A 12,925-nucleotide genomic window follows, 5' to 3' on the forward strand; every position below is an offset into this window, starting at 1 on the left:
TTCAACCTGGCGAATCGGCGCGCCCGAACAACAGGCTGCAGTTGGAGCCGCCAAAGCCAAAGGCGTTGCTCAGAACGCGGTGCACGGGCTGCTCGCGGTTTTCCAGCAGGTAGTCGAGCGGCAATTCGGGATCCGGCTCGGTGGTGTTGATGCCCGCCGGCAGCAGGCCGTGACGCAGCGCCAGCGCGCAGATCACCGCCTCGATGGCGCCGGCCGCGCCCAGCGTGTGGCCGGTTGCGCCCTTGGTCGAACTGCACGGCGCGGCGGGCAGCAGGTCCAGCATGGCCTTGCCTTCGGCCGCATCATTGCTGCGCGTGGCGGTGCCGTGCAGGTTGACGTAGTCGATCTGCGCCGGTGTCAGGCCGGCGCTGGACAGCGCCTGCGCCATCGCCATGCGGGCGCCCAGGCCCTGCGGGTGCGGCGCTGACATATGGTGGGCATCGCTGGATTCGCCGATGCCCAGCAGCAGGATGTCTTCGCCCGCGCGCGCGGCGCTTGCCGCGGGAAGGCGCTCCAGCAGGCCGAACGCGGCGCCTTCGCCGATCGAGATGCCATTGCGGTGCGCGTCGTAGGGGCGGCATGGCTGGCTGGATACCAGTTCCAGCGAATTGAAACCGTACAGCGTGGTGTGGCACAGCGAATCGACGCCACCCACCACGGCAGCATCGATCAGTCCCGCCTCGATCATGCGGCGTGCCGAGGCAAACACCTTGGCACCGGACGAGCAGGCCGAGGAGATCGATGCCGCGGGCCCACGCAGGCCGAAGTAGCACCGTACGAATTCCGCCAGCGAGTAGGGGCTGTGGCTGCCGCGGTAATGAAAATCCGCGGGCAGCGCACCGGTGTCGGGGTCGCGTCGGCGGTACGCAAGCTCGGTCTGCAGGATGCCGGCAGTGCTGGTGCCAAGGAACACACCGATCCGGTGCGCGCCGTAGCGGGCCACGCTTGCGCGAACCTGCTCCGCAAAGCCGTCCTGTTCCAGCCCCAGTTGCGCCAGCCGGTTGTTGCGGCAGTCGAACTCAGCCAGCGCCGCGGGCAGCGACGTCTCATCCACCTGCGCGACTTCACCAATATACGTATCCAGCCTGATATCGCTGAACTCGCAGGGAATCAGCCCGCCGCGTTGTGCGCGCAAGGCCGCCAGTGTGGCGTCGAGGCCATGCCCCAGGCAACTGGTGGCTGTGTAGTGCGAGAAAAGAAGGGGGGACACTGCTTTGTGGATCCGTTTGCGCGGTGCGCCGATTGTATCAAATGGCCCGTGTCGGCAAGCCGCACGGGGCAAGGCGTCACGTAGCATCACGCAGCGTTATGCAGCGCAGCCCGGCGCTGTCGATGGCCCGCAGCACACGCGGCAGCACCGCCAGCACCAGCGGCCTGCCGGCGCGATCATGGCCTGGGTTGCCGTCATGCAGCAGCAGGATGTCGCGCTCGGCCAGGCCGGTCAGCAGGCGGCGCGCGACATGATCGGCATCGCCGGCGGCGGCGGTGTCGAAGCCCCGCCGCGTCCAGCTGGCCAGGTGCAGGCCCAGCCGGCACAGCACGGGTTCGAGGAAGGGGTTGCGCAGCCCGGCGGGCGCCCGGAAGAAGCGCGGCGCGGTGCCGGTCAGTTCCTTCAGCACCTGCTGTGCCGCGGCGATATCGCGCATCTGCCTGGCCGGGCCGAACAGGGAGAAGTGATGGCGATGGTCCAGGCTGTGGTTCTCCACCGCGTGTCCGCGCTGCACGATCTCGCGGACCAGCGCGGGGTGCCGCGCCGCGCGTGCGCCGATGCAGAAGAAAGTGGCCTGCACGCCGTGCTGATCCAGCAGGTCCAGCACGCGTGGCGTCACCTCGGGATTGGGACCGTCGTCGAAGCTCAGGGCCACGCAACCCTGTGCCGATGGCGGGAGGCGCCGCAGGTTGGGTCCCAGCCAGGTACTGCGCGGCCACAGCCCGGCCGCCGTCAGCAGCAGATGCGAGGCAATCACACTGCCGGCAGCCCACGGCAGGCACGCAGGCTGTGCCACGATGGCCGCGGCGGCGCCGGCATGCACTGCCAGCGTACCGCTGACCAGGGCGCCAGGACGCCACCGGCGGGCGTCGTGGATGGCGGCCGGGGCCGCTTGCAGGCGAGGGGTCGGTGTCATGCGGCTCATGGTTGGCTCCTGGCCGTCGCTGACAGCAGCGCCGGCGGCGCCAGGATAGCGGAGAACAATAGCGCGAGCACCGCGCCGGGGCCCACTGTCATGCCGAACGCTTGCAGCAACGGCAGGCTCGAGAAGGCGAGCAGTCCGAAAGCCGCCACGGTGGTCATGTTGGCCAGCATCAGGGATACCAGCGTATGTGGCGAAATAGCGGAAGCCTGCCGGCCGCTGCCGTTGAAGAACAGCGCGTAGTTCGATCCCACCGCGATCAGCAGCAGCATGCCGACCAGGTGCAGGATGGTGAGTTGCCGCCCGCTGGCGGCGAGCCCCGCAACTACCACTAGCGTGGCGGCGGCCAGCGGCAGCAAGGTGCTCAGCACGCGGCGCGGCGAGCGCAGCGCGATCGTCAGCAGCACGGCGATGGCGGCGAGCCCGCCGAGCGACAGGCGCAGCGCTTCGTGCATATAGCTGGCATACAGGTGGTCGGATTCGCTCTTCAGGTCGACAAAGAGCGTGTCGTCCAGGGCCGCGCGCGCAATGGCGGCGCGGATCGGAGCGGCGTCGAGGCTCGGCCCCGCTGCCGGCCCCGTTTTGCCTTGTGGCGTCGCCGTGGGCGCGCGCAGCGGCAGCGTCGCGCTCCAGCGCTCGCCGTGGCGGGTCAGCAGCCCGTCGACCGCAAGGGCCATCGAGGTGCCGCGCAGGTCTTCCCGGCGCAGCGGCACCGCGCCGCGCGCTTGCTCGGCGTCATCCAGGAACGGCGTAAACAGGCCGGGCTTCACCGGTTGATCCGCTACCGCCGCCTGCAGCCGTTGCGCCAGTTCCGGCCGCGGCGGCAGGCTGGCCTGCCGGGCGCGCTGGGTGGCCAGGCTGGGCAGGTAGCGCGCGGGGCTCTCATAGCCCGCGATGACGCTTTGCGCCACCAGGGGATCCAGCTCTCGCGCCACCCGCTCGGCACCCTGCAGCACGCTCTCCTGGTCGGGGCCGGACAAGACCACCAGGTAGCGCACGTCCGGCGCGCCAAGGTCGGCGCGCAACGCGGCGTCGAGTGCCTGTTCCCGCTCGGGCACAGGACTTAGCGAGGAGAGTTCCTGGCTCCACAGCGGGGCGCGCTGCATCAGCAGCACCGCGCCGGCTGCCAGCAGCAAGGCTGCCATCGGCCAGCGCAGCCGGTGGGCATGGGCGGCGGCGCTGGCCAGGCGCGTGCCCAGCGGCGTGACATCGCGCATGCGCAGGTTGGCCGGCGCCAGCCGCGGCAGCACGAAGCGCGTGACCAGCGCTGCCGTAGTCAGCCCGGCGATGGAATACAGCCCCAGCTGGGCGAGCCCGGGAAAGCCCGAAAGCAGCAGCGAAGCAAAACCGCAGACCGACGTCAAAACGCCCAGCCGCACCGTGGGCCAGAACGCGCCGACCCAGGCCCGTTCGTCGCGCCGGCCGGCATGTGTGTACTGGGCGGATTGCACGAACAGGTAGATGGAGTAGTCGACCGCCTCGCCGATCAGCGTGGTGCCGAAGCCAAGCGTCAGCCCATGCACCATGCCGCCAAAGCCGAGGCTGACCGCGGCCACGCCGGCCAGCGCGCCAGATACGACCGGCACCAGCCCGAGCAGTAGCGTGGGCACCGAGCGGTACACCACCAGCAGCAGCGTGACGATAAGGCAGATGCCCAGCGTGGACAGCCGCTCCACTTCCCGCTTGATGGTGTCGCGAGTGCTGACGGAGAACACGCCCGGGCCGGTCATCACAAGGCGGTAAGGTGCGGCGCCGGCCTGCGCTGGCTGTGCCTGCCGGGCTTGCCCGAAGGCCTGGCGGATGGCGGCGATGGCATCTGCCTGCCCGTCGGTGTCGGAGCCGGCGCTGGCGGTCTGCGCCAGCAGCACGGCGCGCTGGCCGTTGCGCGAGCTCCATGCGCCGTCGCGCAGCGGCACGCGCTGGCTGCTATCGAGCTGGCCCAGCACGGAGGTGATTTCGCCGGTGGGATCGCGCGGCAAGAGCGTTTTGGTGAAGAGTCCCGCCGGAGAGGCGAGCAGGTCGAAGCTTTCGCCCACCGCCGCCTTGAGCCCGTCCGGCGAAAAGCGCTCGGGCGTGACCGTGGGGCTGAGCAGGTAGCGATGCGCATAGAGGAAGCGCTGGTCGCTGGCCTGGTTGACCGGCTCGCCATTGTTGACCGAGGAAAAGCGCGGGTCGGCCCGCAACTTCGCCGCCACGGCCCTGGAGAGAGCGGCCCGCCCGGCGGCGTCGCCGCCTTCGATGCCAAGCAGGATCAGCCTGGACACCAGCCCCTCGCGCAACTGGTCCACCAGCAACTGCTGCTCCGCGCTCGGGCTGCGCGGCAGGAAAGCAGACAAGTCCGCCGTGAAGCTGGTGCGCGCAACCACCGCGGCGCAGGCCAGCAGGAACACCATCCACAGGCCGACGGCCATGCGCGCCGGCCGTTCGGCCAGGCGCTGGCGCCAGTTGTCGCGGCGAGCCTGTCCGGTCATGGGGCGCCGGCCGTCTTGATCTTCATCACCGAGCGGTCACCGTCTGCCTGCACGATTTCCACGCTATCGAGCGTGTCCCGTGCGCCTTCGATGCGGACCTGCCTGACGATGCCCGCCATGCGCGAATCGGCCGGCGTCAGGGTCAGCGTCCAGCGGGTAGCGCGGCCCTCGATGCCTAGTCGATAGTAACGCTCCAGCGCATTGCGGTTGCCCGCCAGGGTGCCGCGGATGCTCTCGATAAAGGCCGCGATTTCCGGATAGTTTTGCAGGGGCATCACGAACCGCTTGCCGCCGCGCTCCACCGTCATCATGTCGCCGTCGAGCACGAGGTTCTCCGGCTTGGGCGCAACGGTACGCTTTTCCAGGTGATCCGGCGCCACGAATACCAGTTCCCCCGATGATTCCACCGGACGTTCGAGCATGGCGAGATATTTCGTCTCGGTGAAGCGCACGCGCCCGGATTTGCGCTGCGCCAGCGCGGACATCAACTGGTCCACGCCCCAGGCCGCGGAGGCGGCGGGCGGTTCGGCGGCCTGCGTGGCAGGCGGGGCCGCCAGGATAAGCGCACCGCCCAGGCAGGCAAGCATGGACAGGCGCGCAAGACCACGCAGGCAGCAAGGCGCGAGGGCGGCGGGGAATCGAGGCATTTGTCAGGGCTCGTTGCCGGGAGGCGGCTGGCTGGAAAGCGGCGGGCCGGACTGCCAGAAGTCGTAGAAGTTGAACCAGTTGTATGGCGCGTCGTGGCAGTGGCGTTCCAGCATGCCTACATAGCGTGTCAGTGCGGCCTGGACTTCCTGCTCACGCTGGCCGCGTGCCACTTGGGAGAAATCCGCCAGCGCCTCGAAGTGAATGTCGTAGCGGTTGCCGCCGCGATACAGCCCGGTCATGAAGATCACAGGACGGCGCAGCATGGCCGCCATGCGCAGCGGGCCAGTGGGAAAGCCCGCCGGCGCGCCCAGGAAATCGCACTGCTGCACGGGATCGGTGGCGCGTTGCGAGAGCGTGCGATCGGCCAGCATGCCGATCATGAAGCCGCGTTCCAGGTATTCGCGTGCCTTCAGCATGGCATCGATGCGGCCGAGCGAGATCACATCCTGGCGCATGGCCGGGTTGATGGCTTCCAGCACGCTGTTCAGTTTGCGCGCGTTCTCCTCGTACATGGTGATCGCGACCCGCAGGCCGGGCCGCTGGCGGCCCACGGCGCGGATCACTTCGAAACTGCCCAGGTGGGCACCCAGCAGGAAGGCGCCGCCGCCTCGCGCCATCGCCTCGTCCACCAGTTCGCCGCCATGCACGCGGATATCGAACAGGTCGAAGCGTTCGTTGAGCAGGTAGATGCGGTCGTGGATGGTCGAGGCGAAGCTGAAGACGTGTCTGAAACCGTCGCTCCAGCCCGCGTCGCGTCCCAGCACTCGGTCCAGGTAGGCGCGCGAGGCATAGCGTGCGGTCGGGGAAAACAGCACGAAGTAAGCGGTGACCAGGCGCAGCACGGCGCGGCCGAACCGGCGCCCGAGGCGCAAGGAGAGCCAACTCATGACGCGCAGCAGCGTGGTGTTGCTGCGCTCCTGGCGGCTGGACCAGTCGGCGCCGGCGGCTTGTCCTCGATTGGCCGGCGACGTCATGCGCGGATCTCCCCTGACGCCGGCGCTGCCGGGGTCAGCGTGCCGCTTGCCACGTCCCGGCCGCTGGCGCTGAGCGTGAAGCGGATCGTGCCGCGCGCATCGGCTTCGTGCGTGACCGTCACCGGTTCGCCGGGCGACACCGGGCTCAGGAACTTGACCGAACCGAGCTGGAAGATCTCCAGCGGTTGCGCCAGCGCGGCGCCGATCAGCGCGATCGCGTGATCCAGCAGCACCACCCCCGGCACCACCGGATGGCCGGGGAAGTGGCCGGCCAGCGCGGGATGATCGGGCGCAATGACGAAGCCAGCCGTGGTGCGCGCTGCGCCTTGCTTGAGTCGATGGTCGGGGCGGGCCATGCGCATCATGCACCCGCTCCGGGCGGTTGGGACTGCCGGGCCGCCTGCAGCCTTGCCACCAGTGGCGCCAGGATCTCGTGCGGAAGCTTGCCCGTGGCGTTGCGCGGCAGCGTGTCGACGAATAGCACCGGGCGAGGCAGGAAGGCCGGATCGATGCGCTCGCGCAGCGCGTGCAGGATCTGCGAGGCCTGCAGGCGCGGCGCCACCACTAGCGCAAGCAGGCGCCGCACCTGGCCTTCGGCTCGCTCGCCCGGCGGCGCATCCGGCATGAAGAAGACACCGTCTTCCACGCCCTCGATGGCGTTGAGCTGGTGGTTGAGGTAAGCCAGGGAGGTGCGCTTGCCGGCGATATTGATCAGGTCCGCCTTGCGGCCGTGCAACAGGAAGCGGGTTTCGTCCAGCAGCTCCAGCGCGTCGCCCATGGCGACGGGTTGTTCCACATGGCCGCCCGCTGCCCAGACCTGGTCCTCTGCGCCGCTTCCACCGGTTTCGCCGCCGGCTTGCCGCCGCGCTTCCAGCCTCACCCCAGGGAACAGTTCCCAGGCGCTGGTCTGCGCGGTGCGGCGCGTAGCCAGTTGGCCCGTTTCGGTGCTGCCGTAGATTTCCATCAGCGGCGCCGCCAGGCGTGCCTCCGCCTCGCATGCCAGCTTCTCCGACAGTGGCGCGGTGGCAGACAGGATAAGGTCTGCCGGGGGCAGCCTGGCGGGAGAGCGCAGCAGCGCGCGCAGGTGCACCGGCGAGGTCACCAGCACGCGCGGCCGTGGCACGGCGTCCAGTGCATCGCGGATGTCCGCGGGGTAGAAGGTATGCGCTGCGCTCAGGGCGATACCGCCCTGCAAGGCCAGCAGTACCGTCGACTCGAAACCATACATGTGCTGGGGCGGCACGGTGCCCACCAGCGTATAGGCGCGGCCGTCCTGCAAGCCCAGCCGTGCCGCCGCGGCGCGTACGTTGCTGACCAGGAAGCCCCAGGTCTTGCGGTGCGGCACCGGTTGCCCCGTCGAACCGGAGGTGAACACATAGGCCATGACGCGCTCGCCGGGGATGGACGGTATGCTCGGCTCAGGCAGGGTGGCCGCGCCGGCTTGCCCGACGAACCCGGGGACGCGGAAGCGCGGCAGCGCGATATCGCAATCCGGCGTGTCGTGCAGGCAGAAGGCGTCGGGCGCGAACGATGCGAGCTGGCGCACCATTTCCGGTGTATGGGTGGACGGCAGCAGGCTGATCTTGCCGGCCACCAGCGCAGCGCACAGGCCTACGGTGAAGCGATAGCGGTCGGCGCAGACATTGAAGATATGGCCGCCCGGCGGCAACCCGGCGGCAAGCCGCATGACGTCTGCCAGGAAGTGGCGCACCGTGACTGGCTGGCCGAGATGCCAGGCAATGATGCTATCCGGGGAGGTATGTGAAACCAGCGGATAGGCGCGTCCGTTGCCGGGCTGCCGATGGGTGGGGGCGGCCGGCATCAACGCGACAACCCCGCGCGCGCGGCCATGGCCGCGCGGTAGCCCTGGATCGCTTCGCGAACGCCGGCATGGGCCACTCCCGGCAGCGCAAAACGGCGGCAACCCGCTTCCACCACGAACATCAGTGCCACCAGTACCGGGCTGCACAGGTTGGCGAATGTGGACCAGGTGGCGACAGGCGCGAGCGCGAACAGGACTGTGGATACCGCCGCCATGATGGCGAAGAACAGCGTCCACGCCAGCGTGACGGCGCGTGTGTAGCGTTGCAGCGCGGGGGAAAGCGCGCCCCGCACGATGGCGGCGAACTCGGTGCACAGCGGCGTTTGCCCGCGCCGCAAGCTGCGGCCGAACATCAATCCGAGCGCGGTGTTCGCACCCATGTGCTGCATGTAGTAGGTCCACCCGAAATGCAGCGAGAGCGGTGCGCGCGCCAGCCACAGGCCGGCGCAGGCCAGCGCCAGCAGCACAAGCAAGGGGAACCGCCAGCGGGAGCGCCAGCTGACGCCCAGCCCCAGCAGGATAAAAGGCGCTGCACCCAGCAGCAAGCCGGCCTCCTGTGCGCCGGGCCGCTGGGCCACTTGGTGCAAGGCGTACTCATACAACGCAAAAAATGCAGCAACGATCACCCAGCCGTGACGGCGCAGAGGGTGCTGACCAGCGGCATGTGCCGTAGCCGGCATTTGCTTGGGCGAGGCGGTGGAGCTGCTGGTGTGACAGTCGTCCGCCGGCCTGGCGGGCAGGCGATCGGGACGGCAGGTCGTGGATGGATCACAAGATGACATTTGGTGCTATAGGGGGACGGCTGTGGCGCTTGGCTTGTCTTGCCGGATGCGTCCGGCAGGACGGCCCGGTACCGATCCGGGCGCCGGGAAGCAAGACGAGAGCATATAGCGTGAAGACTGCCGAAGTGGAGCGATGTTTCAGGACGCGGCGAACAATGTTGTTACCAAACTTCTCTTTTCTAGTGGGATTTTCCCCAGCTTGGTAGCATCTGCCCCAAAGACGATGCCGGAGTATACGATAGCCGTCTGCCTTCGCGCACGCCCCGGGCTGCCCATCATGTGCAGGAGACGACTACCGTAGCGTGCATGCGGAACCCTTCGATATTTGCAACGTTGCGACGATGACCGAACTGGAACATGAACTCGCCGAGTTGATCATCGGCGAACTCGATATCTCCGACATCAAGCCGGAAGATGTCTCTGCTGAAACGCCCCTGTATGGCGAGGGCTTTGGCCTGGATTCCATCGACATCCTGGAGATTGCCCTGCTGATCTCGAAGAAGTACGGGTTCGAATTGCGCTCCGACAATCCCGACAACCACAAGATTTTCGCCTCGCTCGGCAGTCTCGCCACCTATGCGGCAGCGAACCGGACGCGTTGATGCCTCCGGCTGGCCGCCTGGCCTTGCCCGGATGTCAGAAGCGGGTGGGCAGACAAGGGATATCGAAGTGGGGTATCAATGTGCGGCATCGGGAAGGTGCCTGTGATGCGCTGCGGGGGCCTGTCGACGTAACGAAGCAGCCGCTTGTGGGAGCGTGAATGGAGCAGCAAGAGAAGCGCAAGCTGGCGCTTGTCACCGGCGGCAGCGGCGCGCTTGGACAGGCTATTTGCCTGGCGATGGCGCAGGCGGGCCATGAGGTGTGGGTCCATGCCAACCGCCACCTTGCCCAGGCCGAGGCGGTAGCCGCGACGATTCGCGCGGCCGGCGGCCACGCGCATGCCATCGCCTTCGATGTCACCGATGCCGATGCCACAGACGCTGCGTTGCAGCGCATCCTGGCGCACGGGCCGGTGCAGGTACTCGTCAACAATGCCGGCATCCATGACGACGCACCGATGGTCGGCATGACGCGCCAGCAGTGGCGCAGTGTCATCGACGTCTCGCTGAACGGATTCTTCAACGTCACCCAGCCCCTGCTGATGCCGATGATGCGCACCCGCTGGGGCCGCATCGTCAGCATGGCTTCGGTGGCGGCGCTGGTGGGCAACCGTGGCCAGGCCAACTACGCTGCCGCCAAGGCCGGGATCATCGCCGCCACGCGGTCCCTGGCCATCGAGATGGCCTCGCGCGGTGTTACCGTCAATGCCGTGGCGCCCGGCGTCATCGAGTCGCCCATGACCGGCGAGGCGTTTCCGGTTGAGCGCATCCGGCAACTGGTGCCGGCACAGCGCGCCGGCAGCCCGCAGGAGGTCGCCGGCATGATCGCCTACCTCGTGTCGGACGCGGCGGCCTACGTCACTGGCCAGACGCTTTCCATCAACGGCGGCATGGCCTAGTGCGGCCGCGGGATTCCAGGAAACATGATGGATAACAAGGCTCCTTGCAGCACCGCTGGCGCAACGCCGGCCGCGTTGCCGGCGTCCGGCCTGCGCCAATGCGATGTACTGGTGATCGGCGGGGGCCCTGCCGGGTCCACCGCTGCGGCCTTGCTGGCCGAGCGCGGATTCCAGGTCACTCTGCTGGAGAAGGAGCGCCATCCGCGTTTCCATATCGGCGAATCCTTGCTGCCCGCCAACCTGCCGCTGTTCGAGCGCCTGGGCGTGGCCGATGAAGTGCGGGCCATTTCCATCGAGAAGTGGGCTGCCGAGTTTGTCTCCCCGTGGCACGAAGGCGGCCAGGCATTCGATTTCGCCGATGCCTGGGACAAGTCGATGCCATACGCCTACCACGTGCGCCGCTCTGCCTTTGACGAACTGCTGTTCCGCAATGCGGCGCGCAAGGGCGCGCGAGTGATCGAACAATGCCGGGTGCGGGAAGTGGAGTTCCTTGCGCAGGAATCGGGCGCCTTGGTGCATGCGGTACGGGACGACGGCAGCCGGGAGGAATGGCAGGCACGCTTCGTAGTCGACGCGTCCGGCCGCGATACGTTTCTTGCCAACCGCTTCAAGACCAAGCTGCGCAATCCCAAGCACAACAGCTCCGCGCTGTACGGGCACTTTCGCGGCGCGCGGCGCCATCCTGGCAAGAACGAGGGCAACATCACCATTTTCTGGTTCGAACACGGCTGGTTCTGGTTCATCCCGCTTTCGGACGGGACCACCAGCGTGGGCGCCGTGACGTGGCCGTATTACCTGAAACGCCGCGACAAGCCGCTCAGGGATTTCTTCGCCGACACCATCGCGCTGTGCCCGGCCCTGGCGGAGCGGCTGGCGGGCGCGGAGCTGGTGGCGGACGTGGAGGCCACCGGCAATTATTCCTATGTGACCGAGCAGACCTTTGGCCCGAACTACGTGCTGCTTGGCGACGCCTATGCCTTTATCGACCCGGTGTTCTCATCGGGCGTGATGCTGGCCATGACCAGCGCCTTTGCCGCCGCCGATGCCATCGAAACCTGCCTGCGCGAGCCGGCCAGGGCGCAGCTTGCGCTGCAACGCTTCGACAAGGTAGTGCGCCACGGTCCCAGGCAGTTCTCCTGGTTCATCTACCGCATTACCACGCCGACCATGCGCGACCTGTTCATGGGGCCGCGCAATGTGTTGCGCATGAAGGAGGCGCTGCTCTCCGTGCTGGCCGGCGACATCTATGGCAAGACGCCGATCTGGCGCTCGCTGCTGGCCTTCAAGGTGCTCTACTACGGCGTGGCGCTGTTCAACCTGCGGCGCTCATTGGGCGCATGGCGTCAACGCCGCCGCAATATCCGCCCGCTCGACGACGCCGGCACGGTGGCCAGCCGATGAAGCGCGACGCCATGAACGCGACACCGCTGCGGCTGGCGCAGTACACGGCCCGTGGACTGGCGGCGGTACGGCCGGGCTGGCTGGATGGCGCGCTGGGGGCCGTGTGGTATGGCGGCGGTACGCCGCCGGCGACGCTTGCGACGGACTTGCCGCTGGCGCGCGTGGCCACGCCGCCACTGGGCGAGGATCCCGTCGTATGCGAGGTCTGGCACGGCAGCAATGCTGCCTGGGACACCATCGGCGAGCCTGCCACCGGCCGGCACGGCGTGGTGGATTTCCGCACGGATGCCACGCTGGGCCTGATCTTCGGCAGCGTCACGCTGCGCGAGGCGGATTTTGCCGCCGCGCAGGGAAGCATGCTGCAGTCGGCGACCGAGCGCGCCTATCTCGACATCTTCGGCTTGCTGGATGCGAAGGGCTATCCCTATCTCGTACGGGTGTGGAATTACGTTGCCGACATCAATGCGGAGGAGTCTGGCATGGAGCGGTATCGCCAGTTCAATATCGGGCGGCAGGATGCCTTCACGGCGTGCCGCCGGGAAATCGTGGGCAATGTGCCGGCGGCCTGCGCGCTTGGCGCGGTGGGCCAGCCCGTGGCGCAGCGCACGCTCTCGATCGGCTTCCTGGCCAGCCCGCGCGCGCCGGTCGCGGTGGAGAATCCGCGCCAGGTCAGCGCCTATCACTATCCTGCTCAATACGGCCCGCGCAGCCCTACCTTTGCACGCGCTGGCGTGTGGCAGGCCGGGACGCACGACGAATGCGCCGCCCCCGTGCTGTTCGTGTCCGGCACCGCCAGCATTGTCGGGCATCGCACGGTGCATGCCGGCGATGTGGCCGCGCAGACGCGCGAGAGCATCGCCAATATTGCCGCCGTCCTGGAGCAGGCCGCGCGCGATGGACATGCGGAGATCGGCCTGCCGGAACTCGCTTACCGCGTTTACGTGCGCCATCCGCGGGAACGCGGCACCCTCGCCAGCGTGCGCGCGGCACTGGAGGGCGCGGTCGGGCACGGCGTGGCGGCCGCCTATGTGCAGGCCGACATCTGCCGCGGCGATCTCTTGGTGGAAATCGAGGCATCGGCCGGCCATGGGCTGGAAGTGCTGGCGTGAGCGCGACATGACACTGCATGCCGCGGGCCGCCGGCACGGCCTTGACCCCGATATTCGCGGAATCCGCCATCCGCGCGCAAAGCGGGGA

At 68.2% G+C, this 12,925-nt stretch carries 10 protein-coding genes and 1 pseudogene; 4 read left to right on the top strand and 7 right to left on the bottom strand.

Annotation, left to right across the window (positions count from 1 at the left end):
• Window position 1 precedes the first annotated feature (1 nt).
• The 7 genes and pseudogenes from CF70_RS07830 to CF70_RS07865 all read right to left on the bottom strand — a co-directional run bounded on the left by CF70_RS07830 (window position 2) and on the right by CF70_RS07865 (window position 8,625).
• Window positions 2-1,210 (bottom strand): beta-ketoacyl-[acyl-carrier-protein] synthase family protein, encoded by a 1,209-nt coding sequence (locus CF70_RS07830; protein WP_035862763.1) that lies wholly within the window; start codon window positions 1,208-1,210, stop codon window positions 2-4.
• A 76-nt stretch (window positions 1,211-1,286) separates the two neighbouring features.
• A complete protein-coding gene (locus tag CF70_RS07835) occupies window positions 1,287-2,135 on the bottom strand; it encodes a polysaccharide deacetylase family protein (RefSeq protein WP_414629435.1) in 849 nt (282 codons plus the stop codon).
• Window positions 2,132-4,603, bottom strand: a complete 2,472-nt coding sequence (locus CF70_RS07840; protein ID WP_081862072.1) for an MMPL family transporter — start codon at window positions 4,601-4,603, stop codon at window positions 2,132-2,134. Before CF70_RS07840 ends, CF70_RS07835 begins: the two co-directional genes overlap by 4 nt.
• Window positions 4,600-5,250 (bottom strand): LolA-related protein, encoded by a 651-nt coding sequence (locus tag CF70_RS07845; RefSeq protein WP_255350640.1) that lies wholly within the window; start codon window positions 5,248-5,250, stop codon window positions 4,600-4,602. Before CF70_RS07845 ends, CF70_RS07840 begins: the two co-directional genes overlap by 4 nt.
• A 3-nt stretch (window positions 5,251-5,253) precedes the next feature.
• A complete protein-coding gene (locus CF70_RS07850; RefSeq protein ID WP_035862768.1) occupies window positions 5,254-6,225 on the bottom strand; it encodes an acyl-CoA synthetase in 972 nt (323 codons plus the stop codon).
• A pseudogene (locus CF70_RS07860) lies at window positions 6,222-8,047 on the bottom strand (AMP-binding protein). The gene CF70_RS07850 and the pseudogene CF70_RS07860 overlap by 4 nt, the downstream one beginning before the upstream one ends.
• A complete protein-coding gene (locus CF70_RS07865; protein WP_235184946.1) occupies window positions 8,047-8,625 on the bottom strand; it encodes an acyl carrier protein in 579 nt (192 codons plus the stop codon). The pseudogene CF70_RS07860 and the gene CF70_RS07865 overlap by 1 nt, the downstream one beginning before the upstream one ends.
• A gap of 545 nt (window positions 8,626-9,170) precedes the next feature.
• Between CF70_RS07865 and CF70_RS07870 the strand changes: the two genes are divergently transcribed.
• The 4 genes from CF70_RS07870 (at window position 9,171) to CF70_RS07885 (ending at window position 12,837) form a co-directional block, all read left to right on the top strand.
• Complete coding sequence (locus CF70_RS07870; RefSeq protein ID WP_035862917.1) at window positions 9,171-9,431, top strand: phosphopantetheine-binding protein; 261 nt, start codon at window positions 9,171-9,173, stop codon at window positions 9,429-9,431.
• A gap of 158 nt (window positions 9,432-9,589) precedes the next feature.
• Complete coding sequence (fabG, locus tag CF70_RS07875) at window positions 9,590-10,327, top strand: 3-oxoacyl-ACP reductase FabG (RefSeq protein WP_035862773.1); 738 nt, start codon at window positions 9,590-9,592, stop codon at window positions 10,325-10,327.
• A 24-nt stretch (window positions 10,328-10,351) separates the two neighbouring features.
• Window positions 10,352-11,728 carry an NAD(P)/FAD-dependent oxidoreductase gene (locus CF70_RS07880; RefSeq protein ID WP_081862074.1) on the top strand — a complete coding sequence of 459 codons (1,377 nt, stop codon included), beginning with the start codon at window positions 10,352-10,354 and terminating at the stop codon, window positions 11,726-11,728.
• Between the two features lie 11 nt (window positions 11,729-11,739).
• Window positions 11,740-12,837, top strand: a complete 1,098-nt coding sequence (locus CF70_RS07885; protein ID WP_152561725.1) for an endoribonuclease L-PSP — start codon at window positions 11,740-11,742, stop codon at window positions 12,835-12,837.
• Window positions 12,838-12,925 lie beyond the last annotated feature (88 nt).

It is taken from the genome of Cupriavidus sp. SK-3 (genome assembly GCF_000611145.1).
GTDB lineage: Bacteria > Pseudomonadota > Gammaproteobacteria > Burkholderiales > Burkholderiaceae > Cupriavidus.